Annotated in this window: 18 protein-coding genes; 8 read left to right on the top strand and 10 right to left on the bottom strand. The window is 72.7% G+C overall.

The window, feature by feature from the left end; translation table 11 throughout:
- The first annotated feature begins 15 nt into the window (after positions 1-15).
- The 5 genes from AB0H75_RS09270 (at position 16) to coaE (ending at position 5,281) form a co-directional block, all read left to right on the top strand.
- Complete coding sequence (locus AB0H75_RS09270; RefSeq protein WP_367793030.1) at positions 16-1,113, top strand: polysaccharide deacetylase family protein; 1,098 nt, start codon at positions 16-18, stop codon at positions 1,111-1,113.
- 192 nt (positions 1,114-1,305) lie between these two features.
- A complete protein-coding gene (gene rpsA, locus AB0H75_RS09265) occupies positions 1,306-2,790 on the top strand; it encodes a 30S ribosomal protein S1 (RefSeq protein WP_367793027.1) in 1,485 nt (494 codons plus the stop codon).
- Between the two features lie 184 nt (positions 2,791-2,974).
- The gene (locus AB0H75_RS09260) at positions 2,975-4,123 is read left to right on the top strand and encodes an epoxide hydrolase family protein (RefSeq protein ID WP_367793024.1); all 1,149 of its coding nucleotides are present in this window, start codon (positions 2,975-2,977) and stop codon (positions 4,121-4,123) included.
- Between the two features lie 29 nt (positions 4,124-4,152).
- Entirely contained in the window at positions 4,153-4,623 is a 471-nt protein-coding gene (locus AB0H75_RS09255; RefSeq protein ID WP_367793021.1) for a GNAT family N-acetyltransferase, read from the top strand.
- 55 nt (positions 4,624-4,678) lie between these two features.
- Positions 4,679-5,281 carry a dephospho-CoA kinase gene (gene coaE / locus AB0H75_RS09250; RefSeq protein ID WP_367793018.1) on the top strand — a complete coding sequence of 201 codons (603 nt, stop codon included), beginning with the start codon at positions 4,679-4,681 and terminating at the stop codon, positions 5,279-5,281.
- 69 nt (positions 5,282-5,350) lie between these two features.
- Here the strand turns inward: coaE and AB0H75_RS09245 are convergent, their stop codons facing one another.
- Positions 5,351-6,073, bottom strand: a complete 723-nt coding sequence (locus AB0H75_RS09245) for a hypothetical protein (RefSeq protein ID WP_367793016.1) — start codon at positions 6,071-6,073, stop codon at positions 5,351-5,353.
- A 625-nt stretch (positions 6,074-6,698) separates the two neighbouring features.
- Positions 6,699-7,520 (bottom strand): SDR family NAD(P)-dependent oxidoreductase, encoded by an 822-nt coding sequence (locus AB0H75_RS09240; RefSeq protein WP_367793013.1) that lies wholly within the window; start codon positions 7,518-7,520, stop codon positions 6,699-6,701.
- Between the two features lie 102 nt (positions 7,521-7,622).
- Between AB0H75_RS09240 and AB0H75_RS09235 the strand changes: the two genes are divergently transcribed.
- Positions 7,623-8,198, top strand: coding sequence for a TetR family transcriptional regulator (locus AB0H75_RS09235; RefSeq protein ID WP_367793010.1), 576 nt, complete (start codon positions 7,623-7,625; stop codon positions 8,196-8,198).
- Here the strand turns inward: AB0H75_RS09235 and AB0H75_RS09230 are convergent.
- A complete protein-coding gene (locus AB0H75_RS09230) occupies positions 8,187-13,760 on the bottom strand; it encodes a TIR domain-containing protein (RefSeq protein ID WP_367793007.1) in 5,574 nt (1,857 codons plus the stop codon). The two genes, AB0H75_RS09235 and AB0H75_RS09230, sit on opposite strands and share 12 nt — an antisense overlap.
- Positions 13,761-13,819: 59 nt before the next feature.
- On the opposite strand from AB0H75_RS09230, the gene AB0H75_RS09225 reads away from it, so the two are divergent.
- Positions 13,820-14,992: an SLC13 family permease gene (locus AB0H75_RS09225; RefSeq protein ID WP_367793004.1), complete on the top strand. Its 1,173-nt coding sequence runs from the start codon at positions 13,820-13,822 to the stop codon at positions 14,990-14,992.
- Positions 14,993-15,040: 48 nt separating this feature from the next.
- On the opposite strand, the gene AB0H75_RS09220 is transcribed toward AB0H75_RS09225, so the two are convergent.
- From AB0H75_RS09220 to AB0H75_RS09190, 7 genes are all read right to left on the bottom strand, one after another.
- Positions 15,041-15,283, bottom strand: coding sequence for a hypothetical protein (locus AB0H75_RS09220; RefSeq protein WP_367793002.1), 243 nt, complete (start codon positions 15,281-15,283; stop codon positions 15,041-15,043).
- A gap of 108 nt (positions 15,284-15,391) precedes the next feature.
- The gene (locus tag AB0H75_RS09215) at positions 15,392-16,192 is read right to left on the bottom strand and encodes an inositol monophosphatase (protein WP_367792999.1); all 801 of its coding nucleotides are present in this window, start codon (positions 16,190-16,192) and stop codon (positions 15,392-15,394) included.
- 10 nt (positions 16,193-16,202) lie between these two features.
- The gene (locus AB0H75_RS09210; RefSeq protein ID WP_367792996.1) at positions 16,203-16,817 is read right to left on the bottom strand and encodes a hypothetical protein; all 615 of its coding nucleotides are present in this window, start codon (positions 16,815-16,817) and stop codon (positions 16,203-16,205) included.
- Complete coding sequence (locus AB0H75_RS09205) at positions 16,814-17,854, bottom strand: hypothetical protein (RefSeq protein WP_367792993.1); 1,041 nt, start codon at positions 17,852-17,854, stop codon at positions 16,814-16,816. The genes AB0H75_RS09210 and AB0H75_RS09205 overlap by 4 nt, the downstream gene beginning before the upstream one ends.
- Positions 17,855-18,024: 170 nt before the next feature.
- The gene (locus tag AB0H75_RS09200) at positions 18,025-18,798 is read right to left on the bottom strand and encodes a sporulation protein (RefSeq protein WP_367792990.1); all 774 of its coding nucleotides are present in this window, start codon (positions 18,796-18,798) and stop codon (positions 18,025-18,027) included.
- Positions 18,799-18,855: 57 nt separating this feature from the next.
- Positions 18,856-20,085, bottom strand: coding sequence for an SPFH domain-containing protein (locus tag AB0H75_RS09195; protein WP_367792987.1), 1,230 nt, complete (start codon positions 20,083-20,085; stop codon positions 18,856-18,858).
- Entirely contained in the window at positions 20,082-21,698 is a 1,617-nt protein-coding gene (locus AB0H75_RS09190; RefSeq protein WP_367792984.1) for an SPFH domain-containing protein, read from the bottom strand. Before AB0H75_RS09190 ends, AB0H75_RS09195 begins: the two co-directional genes overlap by 4 nt.
- A gap of 185 nt (positions 21,699-21,883) precedes the next feature.
- On the opposite strand from AB0H75_RS09190, the gene uvrB reads away from it, so the two are divergent.
- Positions 21,884-23,995 (top strand): excinuclease ABC subunit UvrB, encoded by a 2,112-nt coding sequence (gene uvrB, locus AB0H75_RS09185; protein ID WP_367792981.1) that lies wholly within the window; start codon positions 21,884-21,886, stop codon positions 23,993-23,995.
- The last annotated feature ends 93 nt before the right edge of the window (positions 23,996-24,088 follow it).

Raw genomic sequence — 24,088 nt, 5'->3', positions numbered from 1 at the left:
CGACCCGGGAGTTCTGTGCGGTTACCAGCGTCCCTCACCCGGATCATCGGCATCGCGAACGTCGTTGTGATCACCGTGGCGGTCATCGGGCTCAGCCTCATGCCGCCGGCGGAGGGCCGCCCGCACGCCGGGCCGGCGGCGGCCGTCGGGATCGTGCGCAGCCCGGCCCCGCCCGCCGCGTCCCCGGCCGGCACCCCGCCCGGAGTGGTGGCCACGCCCGAGTTCGCCCGGCAGGTGAAGGCCAACGAGGCCGGGTTGGTGCCGGTCCTGATGTACCACCGCATCCTGCGCAAGCGGGTGGCCTCCATCGACCGCACGCCCGACCAGCTCAGGAAGGAGCTGGAACGGCTGGCGCGCGACGGCTACGTGCCGATCACGGCCGCCGAGTTCGCCGCCGGCGACATCCGGGTGCCCGCCGGCAGGTATCCGGTCGTGCTGACCTTCGACGACGGGCACTCCAGCCACTTCGCGCTGGACGCGAGCGGCAACCCCGCCCCGGACACCGCCGTGGCGATCATCCAGGAAGTGGCCGCCCGCTATCCCTCGTTCCGGCCGACCGCCACGTTCTGGATCATCCGGGAGCCGTTCGGGCTGCGGGACGAGGCCGCCCAGGCGGCCGCCGTGCGCTGGCTGACCGAGCACGGCTACGAGGTGGCCAACCACACCTGGAGCCACCCCAACCTGCGCACGCTGCGCAAGCGGAAGGTCAGCGAGCAGATCGTCCGCGTCGAGCGGCTGCTGCGCAAGCTCGGCGCGCCGCCGTCCCGGACCCTCGCCCTGCCGTACGGGTCGATGCCGCGCCCCAGGAAGGTCGCCAGGAGCGGGTCATGGGACGGCACCCGCTATGATTTCGCCGGCGTGTTCCTCGCCGGAGCCGAGCCGTCGCTTTCGCCCTACGCGAAAAAATTCGACAGGGGAGCGATCCAGCGCATCCAGAGCAACGGCAAGAAGGGCGAGTGCCGCAAGTGGTGCTCCCAATACTGGCTGGAGTGGCTGAACAAGCACCCTGGTGAGCGCTACGTCTCGGACGGGGATCCGGACCGGATCTCCATCCCCGCCTCACTTAGGGGTAATATCGGGGCAAAGCGAGGGCTCCAGCTCATCGCCTATTGACCTCGCCCCGGATTGACCCCGTGCCGATGGTCTCATATGCTGATCGCTGCGCTGTGGGCTCGCGCGCGCCTCAGACGGAGCGGGCTCGCGCTCGGTCACGTCGATGTCGTAATTCCTCGGCTTGATGCGGAAGAGGGCCTGCCGCGCGTCCGCCACATCGACATCCTGTCCGCGTTCGGAGCAATTCCACACATGACGTCCAGCACTGAGGCCACCTCGAGCACCCCGCAGGTAGCGGTCAACGACATCGGGTCCGAGGAAGCCTTCCTCGCCGCGATCGACGAGACCATCAAGTACTTCAACGACGGCGACATCGTCGAGGGCACCGTCGTCAAGGTCGATCGAGACGAGGTCCTTCTCGATATCGGCTACAAGACCGAGGGTGTCATCCCCTCGCGCGAGCTTTCGATCAAGCACGATGTCGACCCTGCTGACGTCGTGGAGGTCGGCGAACACGTCGAGGCCCTGGTTCTCCAGAAGGAGGACAAGGAGGGTCGCCTGATCCTGTCCAAGAAGCGCGCCCAGTACGAGCGCGCCTGGGGCACGATCGAGAAGATCAAGGACGAGGACGGCATCGTCACCGGCACCGTCATCGAGGTCGTCAAGGGTGGTCTCATCCTCGACATCGGCCTCCGTGGCTTCCTCCCGGCGTCCCTGGTCGAGATGCGCCGTGTCCGCGACCTGCAGCCGTACGTCGGCCGCGAGCTCGAGGCGAAGATCATCGAACTCGACAAGAACCGCAACAACGTGGTCCTGTCGCGCCGCGCCTGGCTTGAGCAGACGCAGTCCGAGGTTCGCCAGACGTTCCTCAACACCCTGCAGAAGGGCCAGGTCCGCAAGGGCGTCGTCTCCTCGATCGTCAACTTCGGCGCCTTCGTGGACCTCGGCGGCGTCGACGGTCTGGTCCACGTGTCCGAGCTGTCCTGGAAGCACATCGACCACCCCTCCGAGGTCGTCGAGGTCGGCCAGGAGGTCACGGTCGAGGTCCTCGACGTCGACATGGAGCGCGAGCGCGTCTCCCTGTCGCTCAAGGCCACCCAGGAAGACCCGTGGCAGCAGTTCGCCCGCACCCACCAGATCGGCCAGGTCGTGCCGGGCCGCGTCACCAAGCTGGTGCCGTTCGGCGCGTTCGTCCGGGTCGAGGAGGGCATCGAGGGCCTGGTCCACATCTCCGAGCTGGCCGAGCGCCACGTGGAGATCCCGGAGCAGGTCGTCCAGGTCGGCGACGAGATCTTCGTCAAGATCATCGACATCGACCTCGACCGTCGCCGGATCAGCCTGTCGCTGAAGCAGGCCAACGAGGGCGTGGGCGCCGAGGTCGAGTTCGACCCGACGCTCTACGGCATGGCCGCGACCTACGACGACCAGGGCAACTACATCTACCCCGAGGGCTTCGACCCCGAGACCGGCGAGTGGCTCGAGGGCTTCGACCGGCAGCGCGAGGAGTGGGAGCGGCAGTACGCCGAGGCCCAGCAGCGCTTCGAGGCCCACAGGAAGCAGATCGAGGAGGCCCGCAAGGCCGAGGCCGAGGCCGGTGAGGGCGGCGCCACGTCCTACAGCGGCGAGACCCAGGCCCAGCAGAGCTCCTCGTCGTCCTCCGCTCCCGTCGGCGGCGCGCTCGCCTCGGACGAGGCGCTCGCGGCCCTGCGCGAGAAGCTCGCGGGCGGCCAGAGCTGAGCAGGTAGGCAGCACAGCCGCGCAGAGATGAACGCGAAGGCCCCGCACGGTACGTGCGGGGCCTTCCGCGTGTCCGGACCGGCCTGGGGAGGACTGGCCCGAGGAGGACCGGCCCGGGCAGAAACGCGGAAGGGGGAGCGAACGCGGAACGATCCCTGCCGCATGGGCGCCTAGAGTCCGGTCCATGACCGAGCACATCACGCCGTTCCGCATCGCCGTCCCCCAGGAAGACCTCGACGACCTGCGCGACCGGTTGCGGCGCACCCGGTGGGCCCGCCGGCTCCCCGGCGGCTGGAGCCGCGGGGTTCCCGTGGCCTACCTGCGGGAGCTGGCCGACTACTGGGCCGGGGAGTTCGACTGGCGGGCCCAGGAGGCCAGGCTCAACGCCTTCCCCCAGTACACGACCGTCATCGACGGGCAGAGCGTGCACTTCCTGCACGTCCGCTCGCCGGAGCCGCACGCGCTGCCGCTGATCGTCACGCACGGCTGGCCCAGCTCCGTCGCCGAGCTGCTCGGCGTCCTCGGCCCGCTCGCCGACCCCCGAGCCCACGGGCTCGACCCGGAGCTCGCCTTCCACGTCGTGGCGCCGTCCCTGCCCGGCTTCGCCTTCTCGCCCTTCCCCGAGCCCGCCGACGAGCGGCCGTGGAGCGTCGAGCGAGTGGCCCGTACCTGGGCCGAGCTGATGCGCCGGCTCGGCCACGAGCGCTACGGCGCCCACGGCAACGACGCCGGAGCGCTGGTCACCGCGCGGCTCGCCGCCCTCGACCCCGAGCACGTCACCGGAGCCGTCATCACCGCGGGCCTCGGCATCCCCACCGGCGACCCGGCCGAGCTGGAGGGCGCGAGCGAGGAGGAGCTGGCCTGGCTGGGGACGGCGGGGGAGCGGATGGCCGGGGGCAGCGGGTACGCCCCCTACCTGGCGCACCGGCCGCAGACCCTCGCCCACGGGTTCGCCGACTCGCCGGTGGCGCAGCTGGCGTACCTGGTGGAGCGGTTCAAGGAGTTCGACGGCTGGCCGCGGGACGGCGGGCCGGTCGCGGAGCCCGTCGACCGGGACCTCGTGCTGACCAACGCCAGCCTGTACTGGTTCACCGGGACCGGCGGGTCGTCGTCATGGACGTACTACGAAGGGGCCGCCGGCATGCCGATCGACCAGCGTGCCGTCCCCACCGGGGCCACGCACGGCGGGCCCGCGCTGCTGCGCCGCCTCGCCGAGCGGCACAACGACATCGTGTACTGGGGGGACGGGAAGAGCCCCAGCCACATGGTCGCGATGGCGGCGCCGGAGTCGGTCGTGACCGGGGTGCGGGAGTTCTTCCGTGTTCTGAGCTGAGCGCGCGGGCCGCCGGTAAGGTGCTGATCATGACGATCGAACGGGCCGTGGCGGCGGACGCGGGAGAGATCCTCACCCTGCAACGGGCGGCCTACGTGAGCGAGGCCCAGCTCTACGGCGACCCCTACATCCCGCCGCTCGTCGAGTCCCTGGAACAGCTACGCAAGGTCATCGAGACGGGCGTCGTGCTCAAGGCGCTCGACGGCACCCGGATCGTCGGCGCGGTGCGCGGGCAGCTGTCCGGCGCCACCTGCCTCGTCGGCCGGCTGGTCGTGGCCCCCGACCGGCAGGGGCAGGGCCTCGGCACGGCGCTGCTGCACGCGCTGCACGAGCGGGTGCCGGAGGCCACGGCGTTCGACCTGTTCACCGGCCACCTGTCCGAGGGCAACCTCAGGCTGTACCGGCGCCTGGGCTACCGGGAGACCCACCGCGAGCGGATGGACGATCACCTGACCATGGTCCATCTGCGGCGGGAGCCGGATCGCTCCCCTCCGCTGTGACGACCGGCGCCGCCCGGCCGTGCGCGGCCCGCACGATCGTGGGTAGGCTGCTGCGGTGCTGAAGATTGGGCTCACCGGGGGCATCGGCTCCGGCAAGAGCGAGGTGTCCAGGCGGCTCTCGGCCCTCGGAGCCGTCGTGATCGACGCCGACAAGATCGCGCGCGAGGTGGTCGAGCCCGGCACGGTCGGGCTGGCCCGGGTGGTCGGGGTCTTCGGGGACGAGGTGCTCCGCCCCGACGGCACCCTCGACCGCGAGAAGCTGGGCTCGATCGTCTTCGCCGACTCCGAGAAGCTGGCCGCGCTCAACGGCATCGTGCACCCGCTGGTGGGGGAGCGGGTGGCGCAGCTCCAGAGCGAGGCCCCCGGCGACGCGATCGTGGTCTACGACGTGCCGCTACTGGCCGAGAACAAGCTCGCCCCCATGTACGACGTGGTGATCGTCGTGGACGCGGCCGACGAGGTGCGCGTCCGGCGGCTCGCCGAGCACCGGGGCATGGCGGAGGCCGACGCCAAGGCCCGCATCGCCGCCCAGGCCGGGCGGGAGGAGCGGCTGGCGGTCGCCGACGTCGTCATCCCCAACGAGGGGACGCTGGAGGAGCTGGACGCGCGGGTGCGCGAGGTCTGGCAGCACCTCCTGCGCCGCGCCGCCCACGGCTGACGCCCCGCCGCCGCCCCGCCCTTCGTGCCTCACTCAGGGGGTGGGTGATTCGGGAGCGGGTGGCCGTGTCTACCGGCGGGCGCGGGGGACGCCGGTGGTGGCCGTGCGGCCGGTGATCCTGCCCGGGACCCGCGGGGGCGGGGTGCGGGTCGCGGCGGAGCCCGGCGTGCCGTCCGTGGGGACGGTCGCCGAGTCGCCCTCCATGTGGCCCACGACCAGCGCGCTCCTCCTGGGACGGGCCGGCTGGGGGCGGATCGCGCGCGGGCGGGCGCTGCGCTCGCGTCCGGTGCGGGCGCCCTGCGGCCGTACCGTGCCCGGCGTGGTCGGGATGACGGGGGAGGAGGACGTACGGGACGTCGGCCGGGACTGGACCGGGGCGGCGGCGGCCGGGGACGGCGGGGCCCCGGGTGCGGCGGGTGCGGCGTTCGCGGTCACCGGGGCGGACGCGGGCACGGACGCGGGCACGGCCGGGGACATGGCGGGGGACACGGCGGGGGACCCGGTCCGGGGCGGGGTGGTGGCGGCCGGGCTGCGCCGCAGCGCGGCGGCGGGCGGTGTGGGCGGCACGAACCCCGGATGGGGGACGGGGTCCAGCGTGGTGCGGAACGCGGGGATGGCGATCAGCACCCCGGCCAGGGCCAGCAGGACCACGCCCATCACCACGGCCGCCGCCCGGACGGCCCGCGCGCGCCGCTCGCCGCCCCGCGTCTCGTCACCCTCCACCCCCGTCCCGGACGGCCACGCGGCGGCCTCCCGCCGCACCACCACCGGATACCCGCCACCGAAGCCCACCCCCGGGTCCCCACCCAGCCCCCCAGGCCCGCCCTCCAGGCCGGGAGCGGTCGTGGCCGCGGGACCCGCCGTCGAGCCGGAAGCGTCCGTGGCACCGAGACCCGCTTCCAAGTCGGGAGGGGCCGTGGCGCCGACGGCCGCCTGCGGGCCGGGAGGAGGCATGACGCCGAGGCCCGTCTCCAGGTCGGGAGGGGCCGTGGTGTCGGAGGTCGCCTGTGGGTCGGGAGGGGGCGCGGCACCGGGGGGCGCTTGCGGGCCGGGAGCGGCCGCTTGCGGGCCGGGAGCGGATGTGGCGGCCAGGGGCGCCTGGGGGTCGGAAGCGGGTGTGGAGCTCACGGGTGCCGGTGGGTTGCCGGGGGCCGGGTGCGGGTCGGTGGGGTGGGGTTGCGCGGGGGTGAGGGGGGCCGGGGCGGAGGCTGCCGGGTCCGGGGCGGGCCGGTCCGGCCGGGTGTGCCGTACGCCGGTCATGAGGCCAGCCTCCCGCAGGTAGCCATGCGCCATCCCTCCGCGATGCTCCGCGCCGCCGAAACGATCTAGCCCAGGATCCTCCCACAGTCCCGGGACCAGGAGCGGCAAACGTCGCAAATGACGCACGAGCCGGCCACCCAGGGGCAGAGCGGGACGGTCAGGGAAGGAGGTGACGGGTCAGATCGTACAGGCGGCGGGCGGCGGCGGGGTCGAGGGTGGGCAGCGACAGGTCCACCGGTTCGCGGCGGTCGTAGGCGAGCAGGCGCCCGGCGGGCGGGTTCTCGATCAGCTCGATGATCGGCTGGATGGCCCGCTCCACCGGCTGGGCGGCGAGCCTGGCGAGGATGCGGACGACGGTCCTGGCGGGCTGGGCGAGGCTGCGGGTGCCGCTGTCGGTGAAGCCCGGGTGGTGCAGGAGGAAGCGGGTGCGCCCGCCGGGGTGGGCGTCCGGGTAGGCGACGCCCAGCAGGTCCGTGGCGCGCCCGCCCTGGAGTATGGCCTTGATGGCGCCGTAGCCGTCCTTGAGCGACAGGTCGTCCCAGTGGATCGAGCCCTTGGTGATGCCGACGCCGCAGACGTTCACGATGATCGGCTCGCCGCCCCGCTCCAGCAGGCCGGTGAGGCCGTGGCTGAGCAGGAAGCGGCTGACGTAGTAGAGGGCGAAGACGGCCTCGAAGCCGTCCGGGGTCTCCACGCGGCGCGGGAAGGACCGCATGGCGGTGAGGATCAGGCCGTCCAGGGCGTCGTGGCGGGCCTTGATCTCCTCGATCACCCGGTGGTTCTCCGCCACCGACGTCAGGTCGGCCCGGACGAACGCCGCCCGCTCCCCGGCCCCCAGCCGGGCCGCCTCGTCGAGCAGGTCCTGCCCCCTGCCGGGGTCGCTGCCGACGACCGTCACCCGGTCGCCGGCCCGCAGGTAGTGCAGCGCCAGCCCGCGCCCCATGCCGGTCGTGCCGCCCGCCACCACGAAGGTCCGCATCCGTCGCTCCTCGGTTCGGAGAGTAAGTCATCGAACGATGACTTGGAGGACCGTAACACGCCGGGGCCGTAGGATGTCAACACCCGATGACTAGGAGTACGCATGCCGAAGAGGGACCGGGAGGCCACCAGGGCCCGCCTGCTGGAGACCGCCCGGCTGCGCTTCGCCCGCGAGGGCTACGACGCCACCAGCGTCCGCGACATCGCCGCCGACGCCGGCGTGGACGCCACCCTGATCTTCCGCTACTTCGGCTCGAAGAAGGCCCTGTTCGACGAGGCCACCGCCGAGATCCCGGCCGACCTCCTGGACGGCCCCCAGGACGAGCTGGTCGCCCGCATGGTCGAGGCCGTCGTCTTCCAGGACTGGACCCGCTACGGCGGCGAGCACCCGCTGGTCGCCATGCTGCGCTCCTCCCACCATGAGGACACCCGCCGCCGCATCCGCGAGGAGGTCTGCGCCACCTACGTCGAGGCCCTGGCCGGCCTGGCCGAGGGCGAGGACGCCGAGCTGCGCGCCGAGCTGCTCAGCGCCTGGCTGGTCGGCATCGGCATCCTGCGCTCGGTCGTCGCCACCCCGGCCCTGTCGGAGGTGGGGGCGGCCGGCCTGGCCCCGCACGTCGAGCGCGTGGCCACCGCGCTGCTCGGCCGCCCCATGCGGGGCGCGTCCTCAGAAGGGTGAGTCCAGCGGCACCTGCCGCACCCCCGGCAGGTACGGATCCAGCTCCCCCAGCTCGAACCGCGACATCCCGATCACGTGCCAGAACTGCCCGCCCGGCTCCCCCTGCACCTTGTAGCGGCCGTCGGGCGCCAGCGCCGCCCACCCCTCGGGCAGCCCGAGCAGCGTCGCCCGCCGCTCGCCGCCCGCCCAGAGGATCACCACGCCGTCATCGCCGGCGCTGGCCAGCAGGTCCTCGACGGGGCTGAAGGCGACCGACCAGACCCGCCGCGCGTGCCCGGGCAGCACGTGCAGCCGCCGCCCGCTCGCGGCCTCCCACACGCGTACGAACGTGTCGTCGCCCCCGGTGGCCAGCCGCTCGCCGGTGGCGTCGAAGGCCACGCTCCACAGCCGCCCGCCGTGCCCGCCGATCGTGTGCTCCAGGCGCGGCTGCCAGGGCTGCCCGGGGCGCAGCTCCCACACCAGGGCCCGCCCGTCGTTGCCGGCGCTGGCCAGCCGCCGCCCGTCGGGGGAGAAGGCCACGGAGTAGACCCGGTCGGTGTGCCCTTCGAGGGTGGCCACCCGGCCGCCGGAGGCCACGTGCCAGACGCGGACGAGCCGGTCGTCGCAGGCGGTGGCCACGTACGAGCCGTCGGGGCTGAACGCGATCGAGCGCACCCGCCCGCGGTGGTCGACCAGGTTGGCCGCCAGCCGGCCGGTGGGCCGGTACCAGATGCGGACGCTGTCGTCGTCGTTGGCCGTGGCCAGCAGGTCGCCGTCGGGGCTGAACGCCTCGGCCCACACGTGGTCGGTCTCGGCGTGCAGCTCGCGCTCGTAGTCGCCGGTGACGGCGTTCCAGAAGTGCACGCCGCCGTCGTTGCTGGCGGTGGCCAGCACCGGCCCCGCGGGCGAGAACAGCGCGGAGATCAGCCGGTCGGCGGTGCCCCTGAACTCGCGCAGCCGCTGCCCGGTGCGCGGCTCCCACACCCGGACGGTGCCGTCGTTGCCGCTGGTGGCCAGCATCGAGCCGTCGGCGCTGAAGCGCGCGGAGGAGATGCGCCTGCCGTGCCCGCGCAGCACCCGCTGGCACTGGCCGGTGGACGGGTCCCACAGCCGGACGGTGCCGTCGTTGCTGCTGGTGGCGAGCTGCTGCCCGTCGGGACGGAACGCGAACGGCCACACCGAGCTGCGGTGCCCGGTCAGCTCGATCCGCTGCCCGCCGCCCACCGGCTGCAGCCGTACCACGCCGCCGGAGTCGCCGGAGGCCAGGACGTGGCCGTCCGGGCTGAAGGCGACCTGGTAGACCGCGGCCGCGTGCGCGGTGTGCACGCCGAGCGCCTGCCCGGACGGGTCCCACAGACGCACGCCGCCCGCGGTGTCGCCGCTGGCCAGCAGCGAGCCGTCGGGGGAGAACGCCACGCAGTAGACGCTGCCGGCGTGCCCGGTGAGGGTGTGCAGGGGCCGCCAGGTGGAGGTGTCCCAGAGCCGGACCATCCCGGCCTCGTCGCCGGTGGCCAGCAGCCGGCCGTCGGGGCTGAGCACCGTACGGTAGACGCTGCCGCGGTGGCCGTCGAGGGTGTGCCGGACCTGGCCGGACTCCAGGTCCCAGACCCGCACCGCGCCCGCCGCGTCGCCGGTCACCAGCGCCGAGCGGCCGAACGCCATGGTGTAGACCGGCGCCTGGTGGCCCGCCAGCTCGTGCACGGCGCGCCCGGTGGTGCTCTCCCACACCCGCACGACGCCGTCGCCGCCCCCGGCCGCCACCAGCTCGCCGCCGGGGCCGGGGCGCACCGGCCAGACGCCGTCGGGGTGGCCGGTCAGCGTGCGCAGCCGCTCGCCGGTGAGGGCGTCCCACAGGATGACCTCGCCGTCGGCGGCCCCGGTGACCAGCAGGTCGCCGGCGAAGGCGACGGCGTAGACGCGGCCCCGGTGGCCCCGCAGCGTGCGCACCGGCGCGCCGCCCACGCACAGCAGCACGCCGCCGTCCTCGTTGCCGATGGCGACGGTGGCGCCGTCGGGGCTGTAGGCGATCGGCTCGGGCAGGCGGCTGGTCTGGAAGTGGTAGCCGTACGGGACGCCGATCCCGGCGGGGGCGAACTCCACCTCGACCGGCTGCCCCGGCACCACGGCCGCGCCGGGCAGGCGCGGCAGCGTGCCGGTGACGTTGATGAGCGTGGCCCGGTGCCAGCGGGCGCCCTCCACCGCCGCGTCGCTGAGGTCGGTCTGCGCCAGCCGCGCCCCCGACAGGTCGGCACCGGTGAGATCGGCCCCGGCCAGCACCGCGCCGTCCAGCCGCGCGCCGGTGAGCCGGGCGCCGCGCAGCACGGCACGCGACAGGTTGCTGCCCGCCAGCGTGGCCTCCGACAGGTCGGCGTCGGTGAGGTCCACCTCGCGCAGGTCGCGGGCCGACAGGTCCTCGCCCTTGAGGTTCGCGCCGCGCAGGTCGGCCCGGGCGGGGGTGCGCAGCCGGGCGGCGATCTTGACGGCGTTGGCCCGGGAGACGTCGTCGGCGGGCGGGGTGGCCACCCAGGCGCGCAGCGCCCGCACGTCCGCCAGGTCGCACAGGAACTCCACGGTCAGCGCCGACAGCGGGCGGCGGGCCAGCAGGGCGAGGTTGCCCCGCGCGAGGTGCCGGGCGATCAGCCACTCCATGACCGAGGTGTGGATGAACCCGAACATGCCCGCCTCGGTGCGGACCAGCAGGCTGCCCGAGCCCATCGCGTGCGCGGCGTGCGCGGCCGAGAGCTGGCCGCCGGCCAGGTCGGTCAGGGTCTCGCCGATCTCGGTCAGCTCGTCCACGCCGAGCAGCGCCTCGCCGGACTCCCACAGCCGCAGCGCCAGCGCCGTCACCGCCTGCCACAGCTCGTCGGCGGTCAGCGCCTCGGCCGAGCCGGGCACCCGCGCCCGGCGCTCCTCGAAGGCCAGCCACGAGCCGAGGATCTCCTCGTACAGCAGGGCCGGGCTGATCGTGTGGCGGGCCGAGGCCACGGTACGCAGCCGGTCGGCGTCGAGGTCGGCGATGAAGGAGAGCATGCGCGGGTTCTGGGCGAGCGCCAGGAGGTCCTGGATCTCGCTCATCAGCGACATGCGGGCGTGGGCCTCGTCGCCGTCGTCGAACCGGTTGGCCAGGTAGGAGCGGATCTGGTCGTGGGTGAAGTCCTCGACGCCGAGCACCCGGCGCTGCGGCAGCACCCCGACCATCTCGCCGAGCGAGGTCAGCACCTGGCTGTGCGACTTGAAGTGCTGGGTGCGGCTGGCCACCACGATCTTCGCCTTGTCCTCGGCCGCGGCCAGCAGCGTCGCCAGGTGGTCGGCCGCCCGGTCGTAGGTCAGCCGGGTCACCAGCTCGTCGAACCCGTCGAACAGCAGCACGATCCGCCCCTGCCGCAGCAGGTAGCGGAACGCCTTGAGGTCGATGACCTCCTCGCCGTGGGAGGCCAGATGGGCCGCCACCAGCGCGTCCACCGAGTGCGCCTTGTCGAGGGCGCGCAGCTCGATGAGGATCGGCGTCAGGTGCGGCAGCTCGGCCGGGATGCGCCGGGCCAGCTCGCGCAGTGCGAACGTCTTGCCGTGGCCGAAGTCGCCCAGCAGCAGCAGGAAGCGGCCGTGGTCGGTGGCCAGCAGCCGCATCAGCTCGTCCGTCAGGCCCTCCCTGACGTGGCTGCCGGGGCGGTCCAGCTCGCGGTAGCGCTGCGGGACGTACAGGTCGGGCGGGTAGCGGCGGTCGTCGGTCAGCCGGGCGGTCTGCTCGGCGACGTAGCCGGTGAGGTCGAGCAGGCCCTGGAACTCGGTGAAGCTGCGCAGCCGCACCCCCTGCCGCATCAGGTCGTCGCGGATCGAGCGCGGCGCGGGCGGGCCCTGGAAGACCAGCTCGGCGCTCAGCCCGGCGGCGTGCGCCCGCCGGGCGAAGGTCTCGGCGGCCTCCTCGGTCACCTCCCCGACGTGCGCGCCGATCATCGCCTGCCGCACGAAGCCGTCCTCGGGGTGGGTGACCACGAGGTGGGCCGGGAAGCGGCGGATCCTGGCCCGCTCGTGCCGCGCCTCGCACACCTCGGTGATGCGGTCGAGCAGCAGCTCGACGGGGCTCGGCTCGCGCTCCTCCGGCTTCGGCCGGGGCGGGGGCACGTCGGGGACGCGGCCGGTGAACGTGGCCTGCGCGCCCCGCCACCTGCCCGGCACGCGCTCGGGCACGTCCGCGTCGGGCCGCCAGACCCGCATGCCGTCCTTGGTGATCACGACGACCTGGTGCCGGCCGGCGCGCGGCGCGGCCACCCGGCCCTCGCCGCCGGGGTCGCCGGAGGGCGGGCCGCCGTGCAGGAGCAGGTTGAGCCGGTGGCCGAGCAGCCGCTCGTACGTCACCGCGTCCCGCAGCTCGGCCGGCGGGTGCCCCATCGCGCCCAGCCGCAGCCACCCGGCCTCCTCGTACGGCCGCAGCCGCTCGGCGAACCAGGCCGCCTGCCCCTCGCCCAGCAGCGCGTACGCGTCCCGCTCCAGGTGGCTCATCGCCATCGTCGAGTTGAGCCCCGCCACGACCACCCTCAGGTCGGGCACCTCGAACAGCGTCCACGGCTGCCCGCCGTCGAACACCCGGTCGTCCAGCCCCTGGTAGACCTCGCCGAACAGGCCGGCGAAGTGCCGCCACTTCGGCCAGTAGGGCGGCTGCGGGCTCACGTCGTCGGCCTCGCACGTCATGAAGTAGGCGCTGGCCGCCGCCTTGGTCACGTCGCGCGGCCCGGGCAGCAGCACCAGCCGGTGCGGCTCCAGCCCGAGCAGCAGCCGCAGGTCGGTCACGAACCTGGCGGCCTGCCCGAACTGCCGCAGGCTGCCCGACTCCGTCAGGTCGCCGCTGACGACCATGAGGTCGGGGCGGGGCATGCCCCGGTCGTACAGGGAGGTCAGGTCGGCCCAGATGCGCGCCTGCATGTCCTCCGGCGTGAACGGGTCTCCGGGGTCGGGCAGCGCCCGGCCGAACCGGGGGCCGCCGACGTGCAGCACGCTGATCGACTCCCGCCCGCCGCCGGGGCGCGCGGCCGGGGGGAAGGCGGGCGCGGTGACCGGCGTGCGGCGGGCCCTGGCCCGCTCGGCCGGCTCCGGCAGCGTCGGCACGGGCGCGGGCGCCTGCGTGCCGTCGGGGAAGGCGGGGGCCGACTCCGGCTTGGCCCGGCCGGCCAGCGCCTCCCGGACCCGGCCCAGCAGCAGCGCCCTGGCCTGGCCGGGGTCGGTGACGCCGAGCAGGTCGACCCAGGTGATCGTGGACAGCAGCCCTTCGAGCTGGACGTCCTCCAGCCGGATCGTGACGAGCTTGTTGGCGGGGTCGTCGGGGTCGGCCCGCAGCGCCGCCTGCCACTCCAGGCGGCCGTAGCGGGAGGTCAGGTAGTTGCGCGAGAGCACCGCGACGACGAGCTGGGCCTCGCTGACCCCGCGGTCCATGAAGTCGATGAAGTTGGTGCCGGGGACGAAGTCCCACGCCTGGATCATCGTCCGGTAGCCCGCCGCCTCCAGCTCCCAGGCGATCCAGGTCGCCCACGCGGTGTCGGCCGGGGAGTAGCTGACGAAGATGTCGGTCGGCCTGCCGTCACGTGCCATGCCGTTCAGTATCCCCCCGCGGGGTCGGGGTCTCGGAGCATCTATGCGATCATCGTACGGTGCTGCGGCGTCTTGGCGTGCTCGACTGGATCAGGATCGGGCTCCTGGTGCTCGGCCTGGTCTTCGTGGCGACCGGGCTGCTGCCACGGGAGGCCGCCGCCGAGAGCCTCGACGAGATCTGGCCGCTGCTGATCTTCCTGGTGGCGGTCATCGTGCTGGCCGAGCTGACCAAGGAAGCCCAGGTCTTCGACGCCATCGCCGCGCGGATGGCGGTGCTGGGCCGCGGCAACTACGCCGCCCTGTTCCTCCTCTGTACGGCTTTCGCGTCCTTCGTCACGATATTTCTGAACCTGGACACCACCGCCGTCCTGCTCACCCCCGTCATGCTCGCCCTGGCCCCCAAGGCCCGCATCGCCCCCCTGCCCCTGGCCATGACCACGATCTGGCTGGCCAACACCGCGAGCCTGCTGCTGCCGGTCTCCAACCTCACCAACCTCCTGGCCATGGGCAAGCTCCGCCTCGACGCCCAGGAGTTCGCGGCCCGCATGTGGGCGCCGCAGCTGGCCGCCATCGCGGTGACGATGGTGTTCCTGTGGGCGTTCTACTGGCGGCGCGGGGAGCGGCGTGACCTGCGCTACAGCCCGCCGGTGCTGGAGCCGGTGGCCGACCGGGTGCTGTTCGCCGCCGCGGCGGCCGGGTGCCTGCTGTTCATCGTCCTGCTGCTGCTCAACGCGCACGTGGCCGTGGCCGCGGGGGCGGCCGCCCTGATCGTCGTGGTGGCCTTCCTGCTGCGCGCCCGCGAGCGCCTGACCTGGGAGCTGTTCCCGTGGCAGCTCGTGGTCTTCGTGACCGGGCTGTTCCTGGTGGTGCCGACGCTGAGCCGGCACGGCCTGTCCGACCTGATGGCCTGGATGATCGGCACCGAGGGCGACCCCTACCGCACGGCCGCCGTGGGCGCCGGGCTGTCCAACGTGATCAACAACCTGCCCGCCTACAAGGCCGTCGAGGCCGTCATCCCGGCCGCCGACCAGGGCCGCCTGCTGTCGCTGCTGGCCGGCACCAACGTCGGGCCGGTCATCACCCCGTGGGCGTCGCTGGCGACGCTGCTGTGGTTCGAGTCGTGCCGCCGCCACGAGGTCCGGGTGCCGATGCGCCGCTTCCTGATCACCGGCGCGGGCCTGGCGGTGGCGGGGCTGGTGGCCACCGTGTGGGCTCTGACGTGGGCCCTCTGACGTGGGCCCTCTAAGTAGGCCCTCTGACGTGGCTCCTCTGAGCGAGGGTCAGGCGGCCGCGAGCTGGTAGGCGTCGGCCACCGCGCCGAGCGCCCAGCGCATGCGCCGCACGTACGTCTCGGGGTGGTCGCCGGCCTCCTGCGCCACCTGGGCCGCGCACCGCGCCGCGTCGCCGCCGCACGCGCACAGCCGCCGGTCCACGGCCTCGCGGACGGCGGACGGCGTGAGGGCGTCGGAGGGCTGCAGGGCGGTCGTGAAGAGCACCTGCGCCAGGTCGGTCGTGGTCATCATGTCGGGCTCCTCTTCCGTGTGCCGTCAACTAATAAGACGTCGAACGGCAGCGGAACTCATCGACATTCGACACACTTTCTCCGCGTATTTCTACGCACTGGAGCAGCCTCACCGGAGCAGGCCGAGCAGCCCCGGGATGGCCCGCGGGTGGGCGGCGACGAAGCTGCGCCGCTCGGCGGGGGCGTCGATGCACGCCTCGAACGGCCCGCCGTCGAGCGCCCTGATCTCGATGCCGGCCTCGCGCGCCAGCAGCACGCCGGCCGGCAGGTCGACCGCCTCGGCCCGGTAGCCCACGATGCCGTCGATGTCGCCGCGCGCCAGCATCGCCCACGACAGCAGCGGCGCCCAGAGCTGCAGGACGCGGCGGGCGGCCCGCTCGATGGCCTGCTTCAGCGCGTTGCCCCTGGCGTCGTCCCTGGCCACGTCGTACCCCTGGGTCCAGGCCAGCAGCGGGCCGTGCGGGCTCGGCGCGTAGCGCGGCGCGAGGCGCGCCCCCGTGGACCCCCTGGCCCCCCGCCCCAGGACGGCCGACCACGTCTGCCCCGACACCGGCTCGTGCACCACGCCCACCACCGGCCGCCCGTCGCGGCACAGCGCCACGCCCACCACGAACGCCGGCAGCCCGATCGCCACGTTGTTGGTGCCGTCGAGCGGGTCGACCAGCCACGTCCACTCGCCGCCCGCCGCGCCCACCAGCCCCGACTCCTCGGCGATCACCGAGTGGGACGGGTAGGCCGTCAGGATGCGCTCCAGCAGCAGCTTCTCCGAGGCCAGGTCGAGATCGGTGACCACGTCGCCGGCCGCGCCCTTGGCCCGGGTCCGGACCGCGGTCCTGGTGCCCTCCCTGAGCAGCGCCCCGGCGGCCTCGGCGGCCTCGACGGCGACCGTGCGAGCGTGGTCCAGGTCCATCGGGTACCTCTCAGGTCAGGTGCGCGGTGATGAGGCGGACGGCGAGCGCGGTCTCGCCGGGGTCGAGCGGCTGCCTGGACACGTGGTGCGGCCCGGCGTCGAGCGGCCCGAGCGACAGGTCGTGGCCGCCCGGCCGGCCCCGGCCGAGCGCGACCGTGGCGGCCTCGCCGCCCTCGGGCACCACGCTGCTGTGGAAGCGGCCGGCCGGCAGCGTGTAGGTGTCGCCGGGGCCGAAGACCTCCACCAGGCCGGTGGCGTGCCGCACGGTGCGGCGGGTGGGCGAGATGCGGTCGCCCCCGGCGTCGCTGACCACCTCGAACACCCGGTGCGTGGCCCGCGTGCCGGCGTCGGCCACCTCGACGTGCACGTTGCGCACCTGGCCGTAGAGCACGTGGCTGACGAGGTCCCAGCTGTGGCAGTGGATCTGGGAGGTGGTGCTCTCGGCGTGCGCGAACGCGTCGGACCACAGATGGACGCAAACGCCCTCCTCGCCCTCGCGCTCCAGCGGCAGGCAGACGAAGCCCAGCGGATGGCGTACGGCGCTCACCGGCCGCTCCAGCGCCTCCAGGGCCCATGTGCCGGCCTCACCGGCCAGCAGCCTGCGGTGCGCGTCGCGGTAGCTCATGATCCGTACGGGTCCACGGCCCGCAGCGCCTTGCGGGCGATGTCGACCACGTCGTGCCCGTTGTACGACTTGGGCAGGGGCAGCCCGACCCGCTCGAACAGCTCCTGCACCTCCTCGATCGTGGGCTCGTCGCTCAGCGGCACCTTCTTGTACATCTCCAGCGGCACCCGCCGCGCCTGCTCGAAGCTGAGCCGCAGCTCGGTGTCGCAGTTCTCGTAGTAGAACGTGCCCGACAGGGCCGTCATCGCCATGTTCGGGTCCTCGACCGTCATGATCAGCCGGGTGCTCGACAGGTCCCAGCGGAAGGTCGTCATCGTCCGCGACAGGCCCACGGCGATGTCGAGCAGGCCGTAGCGCTGGCGGTGCCAGAAGGCGGCCAGGATCGTCGCGTACGACTCCTTCCTGACCCGGTCGGTGGTCCACGTCTCGCCGGTGGCGTCGGGGGTGTCGGACAGCGAGCGGCGGTAGTGGGCGTAGCTCTCGCACACCTCGGCGTCGGCCGGATCGATGATCTCGATCCTGACCGTGAGGTGGCGTTTGTCCCGGCGGGCCGCCGCCACGCACGACGGCAGCGTGACCGCCCGCAGGTAGGTGCCGGTGCCGCCCTTGAAGCTCCAGCGTGAGGTGTCCTTGCGGGCCTCGGCGTGCGACTGGGCGATCTCCTGGCGGCTGCCCAGCACCCGGACGAGCTGCAGCGCGTCGAGGGCGCGGCGGGTGCTGTGGGCCAGGGTCTCGATCTGCTCCATGCGGGCCAGCCGGACCGGCAGCTCGGCCAGCGCGCCCGAGGTGATCGTCCGCTCGACCGGGGCCTGGCGCAGGCGGTCGCGCAGTAGCGCGGTGGCCACCAGGGCCAGGATGACCAGCGTCGCGGCGCTGACGAGCTGGTCCTGGATCTCCTTGCCGTCCTTGCCGAAGACCTCGTCGGGCATGACGCCGAGCACGCCCACCACGATGGCCAGGGTGAGCGCGATGGCGCCGTCGGCGTTGCGCGCCGCCCACGGGGCGGCCCGCTTGAACGCCCCCACCAACCGTGCCATCGCTCGCCCCGCCGTCCGACGATCAGTCAGTACCCGAGGTCATGGTAACGAGCGCGCCAGGAGACCACCAGAGAACGATCACCTGGCGAAAGATGCCGGGCAGGTCGCCCCGGACGGCACTCCCGCCCGGGGCGCGCCCGCCCAGAACCGGCCGCCCAGAACCGGCTTGCTCAGAACCAGCCGCGGTGGCGGGCCATCTGCTCCAGCCCGCGCTGCAGCGCCTCGTCCGCCGCGTGCGGCGGGCCGTCGTAGTGGACGGTGAAGCGGTTGTAGGCGTCGTGGCTGGAGGTCAGGAAGCCGCCGCGCTTGTCGGCCTCCAGGATGACGTCCATCTGCCGCGGCCCGGCGATGAACGTCAGCTCCAGCTCGTTGAAGTGGCGCCGCCACTGCCCGCCGGCGTAGTACTCGATCTCCTGGAAGAACGGCATCGTCGAGCCGTACAGCGTGCCGCGCTCCAGGTCGGCCTTCTTGAAGTGGAAGCCCATCCGGTCGAGCGCGGCGATCACGTACTCCTGGGCCGGCAGCGGGCTGACGAACAGCGGGTCGAGGTCGCCCTTGTCCAGCGCGCCCGCGAGGGCCAGCTCCGTCTGCACGCCCAGCCGCATCCCGTGCAGCGGGTGGCCGCCGATCGCGCTGATCGGCGTCTCCCACGGCATCGCGATCTCGAAGGGCTGTTGGTGCTGCGCCCCGGCGGCGAGCTGGAAGGTGCCCGCCACCTGCTGGCGCAGGAAGCTGTAGGTGGTCTTGTACTCGTTGTCGCCGGACTCCACCTCGACCACGGCGGTCAGGTCGATGTAGATGCCCTCGACCTTGTAGTCGGAGTTGCCGCCGCGGAAGTTGACGACGCCGCGCAGGATCTCGCCGGGCCGCACGTCCGTGCCGGCCAAAACCGTGTCTACCTCGACGCCCGCGCCGAACGCGGCCATCAGCTTGCGGAACACCATGGGGTTCTTCTCCTACGTGCTGGAGCTCTACTGAGTTCTACTGGGTTCTACTGAGTTCTAGGGAGCGGAAGGGGTGTGGCCGTTCTGGCCCGAGAGGCGGGGGAGCAGCTGGGCCAGGAGGAGGGTGGACAGCGCGGAGTCGGCCTGGCCCTGCTGCGTCCGCACGACCAGCGGCTGGGGGGCGTTCTCCGCGAGCTTGGCGCCCACGTCCAGGCGCCTGCGGGCCAGCTCGTACTGGAGCACGGCCCGGTTGTCACGATAGGACTCGGCCAGCCGGCGCAGCGCCTTGGCCTCGTTCTCGGCGGCGGTCAGCTCGGCCCGGCCGCGCGCCTCGATCTCCCATGTCACCCGCTGCGCCTCGGTCTCCTGCTCCTCCAGCATGCGCGCCACGTCCTTGCGCGCCTTGTTGTGGGCGGCCTTGACCTCGACCACGCGGGCGTCGCGGGTCTTCTTGGAGCGCTCGATCTCCATGAGCAGGGTGTCGATGCGGCGCTTGCGGGTCAGCTCCCACTCCCGCTCGTACGCCGACAGCTCCTTGGCCACCTTCTCCCGGGTGGCCAGGTGCTGCTGGTACTGGTCGGGGAGCTGGACGTCGGGGATGTTGGCGCCGGTGATGCGCACGCCGTAGCGGCCGAGCTGCCGGTTGAGCGCGTCCTGCATGTCGCCGACGTCGGAGCCGCGCAGGTCGTAGGCCTGCTCGGTGTTGACCCTGCGGCTGCGCTGGCGGATGGCGTCCTGCACGGCGCTGGACAGCACGAGGTCGAAGTTGCCCGCGCCGATCGTGCGGTGGAAGGCCACCGGGTCCACGATCCTGAACTTCAGGAAGAACTCGATCGACTTCAGCGGCACGTTCTCGGCGGTGGGGCAGGCCACGATCGGCGCCGAGTACGGGATCTCGGTGGAGGTGTCGACGACCGCGTCCACCCGGTCCCACGGCAGCCACAGGTAGTGGCGGCCCGGCGGGAGCGTGCCGGTGATGGCGCCCCAGCGGCTGCGCACGCCGGTGGTGCCCTCCTCGATCTCGATGATCGCCTTGCGCCACATCGTGACCAGCGCCAGCAGCAGGAACACCAGCGCCGCCAGCGCGGCGAGCAGCCTGAGGCCGGTCAGCGCGGCCATGCCGGCGAAGTAGACCGCCAGGAAGACCAGCGCCATCCAGGCGAAGCCGCGCCGGTCCTTGGGGATGACGACGGGCACGAGCTGGCCCTGCTCGCCGCCGCGCAGGAGCTGGCGGATCTCGCCCCAGGAGGCCAGGGACTCCTTGATCTTGGAGAACTCGCGGGTCATCGGATCTCCCCCTTGCCGGGCAGCAGGCGTTCGACGGTTCGCTCCAGGTCCTGGTCGGGCTCCGGCGGCTCCTGGGCCCCGCTCACGTCGGCGGCGGCCTTCCTGAGCAGGGCCGCGATCTCCGCCTCGCGGCCCTGGACGCGGGCGCCGATCTCGGCGAGGCGGGCGCGGATGGCGGCCATGTCCTCGGCGGAGAACAGCTGCGCGCCCTTGCCGCCCACGAGCTGCTGGGCGAGGGCCAGGAAGTCGATGTCGCTCTGCTCGCCCACCTGCACCACCTGCGGCAGCCGGGTGGCGACGGACTCCAGCTTGGCGAGCAGGTCCTGCTGGAAGCGGTAGTCGAGGATCTCGGGCGCCTCGGCGGCCGACAGCGCCCTGATGTCCAGCGCCTGCGCCTCCAGGAGCGCGGCGTTGGCGTTGGCCGTGGACTCGGCCTCGACCAGGCGCTGCCTGGCCTGCGCCTTGGCCTGGTGGGTGGCGCGCTCCAGCGCGGTGTCCATGCGGGCCTGGTAGCCGGCGATCTCCGCCTGGATGGCGCTCAGCGTCTCCTGCAGCCCGGCCAGCTCCTTGATCAGGTCGCCCTCGTTCTGCTCCTTGCGGAGCTGGAGCTCGTACTCGTAGGTGTAGGCCTCCTTGGCGACGCGGACCATCTCGGGGGCCGCCAGGTCCATGCGGTACTCCTGGCTGGACGGCTCGGCGTGGGTGATGTTCACGTCGGTGAGCCGGACGGCCGGCAGGAACTGCTGGTTGAGGCTCTCCAGCATGCCCAGGGTGCTCTCGCCCACCAGGTCGTAGATCTCCTCGGCGCGCTGGGCGTAGATGAGCGAGCGGGTGACCTCGCTGATGGCGTTCTGCAGCTTGGACTGGAAGCCGCTGACCGAGCCGAGCACGAAGATGAACTCCGCCGGGTTCTCGATCCTGAACTGCAGGAACAGGTCCACGCTGGCCTTGACGCCCTGCTGGGTCGGGGCCTCGCGGATGGGGGCGTTGAACGGGTACTCGCGAGTGGTGTTGACGATGTAGCTGACCCGCTTCCACGGGTTGAGCAGCGTCACCCGGCCCGGGTCGGCGATGTGCACCAGCTTGCCGAACTTGGTGATGAGCGCCTTGCAGCCCTCGGGCACCATCACCACGCTGCGCCGCCACCACAGGAACCCGGCCGCCAGGACCAACGTCACCCAGTAGTGCGGCCCGAAGAACAGGTCGGTGTTCGGGATGACGTTGCCGAGCGCGCCGATGAGGCCGAGCACGACCAGGATGCCCAGCGGCACGATCACCTTGGCGGTGCTGCCCTTGGGGATCACCACCGGGGAGATGACGTGCATGCCGTTCTCGGCGAAGCTGCGGTTGACGATCTCGCCGGCCTCGTTCAGCGAGGCCGACCGCGCCTCGATGAGCGTGCCGACGGACGCGCCGCCGTCGCGGGCGGCGGCGAAGTCGTGCGGGTTCAGCGTGAAACCGGGAGCCTGGCCCTGGCCCCCGAACTGGCCGCCCGCCTGCCCCGCGAGCTGGCCGGCCGCCTGTCCGACCGCCTGCCGTAGGTCACCCCCTTGGGCCACCGCTTGGGCTACGCCCTGACCTGCCTGGATGAGTGCCTCTCTGGGTCGTGACATCGAACCTCTCTTTTCCGCTACAGGCGAATCCGACCGTATCGGGTGTCACTTACTATTCGCTTGCAAAAGGAAGTCGCACCCCCTCTGCCGGTCGTAGCGGGCATGCATGGACGTAGCGGACCCGGCCGTCCACGACCGCGTCGCCCTGGGCCGATTCTGTCGGGCGGTCCGCCTACAGTGGCAGCATGCGTCCGGTCACAGATTTGCAGCGGAAGGTGGCGCCTTTCGAGGTCGTCACCGAGATGACTCCCTCCGGCGACCAGCCGACGGCCATCGCCGAGCTGGAGCGCCGCGTCAAGGCCGGGGAGAAGGACAGCGTCCTGCTCGGCGCCACCGGCACGGGCAAGACGGCCACGATCGCCTGGCTGATCGAGCGGCTGCAGCGGCCCGCGCTGGTCATGCAGCCCAACAAGACGCTCGCCGCGCAGTTCGCCAACGAGCTGCGCGAGATGCTGCCCAACAACGCGGTGGAATACTTCGTCTCCTACTACGACTACTACCAGCCCGAGGCGTACGTCCCGCAGAGCGACACCTACATCGAGAAGGACTCCTCGATCAACGACGAGGTCGAGCGGCTGCGCCACTCGGCCACCAACTCCCTGCTGACCCGGCGCGACACCATCGTCGTCGCCTCGGTGTCGTGCATCTACGGCCTGGGCACCCCGCAGGAATACGTCGACCGCATGACCCGGCTGCGCGTCGGCATGGAGATCGAGCGCGACCAGCTCCTGCGCCGCCTGGTCGAGATGCAGTACGCGCGCAACGACCTGGCCTTCACGCGCGGCACGTTCCGGGTGCGCGGCGACACCATCGAGATCATCCCCAAGTACGAAGAGCTGGCCGTCCGCATCGAGATGTTCGGCGACGAGATCGAGAAGCTGTCCACCATGCACCCGCTGACCGGCGAGGTCATCACCGAGGACGACGAGCTCTACATCTTCCCCGCCTCCCACTACGTCGCCGGCGAGGAGCGCATGTCCGCCGCGGTCGCGGGCATCGAGGCGGAGCTGGCCGAGCGGCTGTCGGAGCTGGAGCGGCAGGGCAAGCTGCTGGAGGCGCAGCGGCTGCGGATGCGCACGACGTACGACATCGAGATGATGCGCCAGATCGGCACCTGCTCCGGCATCGAGAACTACTCGCGCCACATGGACGGCCGCGCCCCCGGCAGCGCGCCCAACACGCTGCTCGACTACTTCCCCGAGGACTTCCTGCTGGTCCTCGACGAGTCCCACCAGACCGTGCCGCAGATCGGCGCCATGTACGAAGGCGACGCCTCGCGCAAGCGCACGCTGGTCGACCACGGCTTCCGGCTGCCGTCGGCGCTCGACAACCGGCCGCTGAAGTGGGAGGAGTTCCTGGAGCGCATCGGCCAGACGGTCTACCTGTCGGCCACGCCGGGGCCCTACGAGCTGGGGCGGGTCAAGGGCGAGGTCGTCGAGCAGGTCATCCGCCCGACCGGCCTGATCGACCCCGAGATCGTCGTCAAGCCCACCAAGGGCCAGATCGACGACCTGGTCCACGAGATCCGCGAGCGGGCCGAGCGCGACGAGCGCGTGCTGGTCACCACGCTGACCAAGAAGATGGCCGAAGACCTCACCGACTACCTCCTGGAGCTCGGCATCCGGGTCCGCTACCTGCACAGCGAGGTCGACACGCTGCGCCGCATCGAGCTGCTGCGCGAGCTGCGGATCGGCGAGTACGACGTGCTCGTCGGCATCAACCTGCTGCGCGAGGGCCTCGACCTGCCCGAGGTGTCGCTGGTGTCGATCCTTGACGCCGACAAGGAGGGCTTCCTGCGCTCCGAGACGTCCCTGATCCAGACCATCGGCCGGGCCGCCCGTAACGTGTCGGGCCAGGTCCACATGTACGCCGACAAGGTCACCCCGTCGATGGAGCGGGCGATCGACGAGACCAACCGGCGCCGGGCCAAGCAGGTCGCCTACAACGAGGCCAACGGCATCGACCCCCAGCCGCTGCGCAAGAAGATCGCCGACATCCTCGACTCGTTGCAGCGCGAGGACGCCGACACCGACAAGCTCCTCGGCGGAGGCGGGCGCCAGCAGTCGCGCGGCAAGGCCCCGGTGCCCGGCTTCGGCTCCCGGGCCGCCGGCCAGCACGCCAAGGCCATCGCCGGCGAGCTGCCGCGGGCGCAGATGGAGTCGCTGGTCGAGTCGCTGACCGAGCAGATGCACCAGGCCGCGGCCGACCTGCAGTTCGAGGTGGCGGCGCGGCTGCGTGACGAGGTCAAGGAGCTCAAGCGCGAGCTGCGCGACATGCGCGAGGCCGGCGTGCAGTAGGCCGGCGTGCAGGAGGGCGGCGTGCAGGAGGCCGGCGTGCAGGAGGGCGGCTCCGCTGACCTGCGCGAATGGACCGGGCTCCGGTGGGCAGCG

It is taken from the genome of Nonomuraea sp. NPDC050783 (assembly GCF_040802095.1).
Classification (GTDB): Bacteria; Actinomycetota; Actinomycetes; order Streptosporangiales; family Streptosporangiaceae; genus Nonomuraea.
This window is presented reverse-complemented; position numbering and strand designations above follow the sequence as displayed.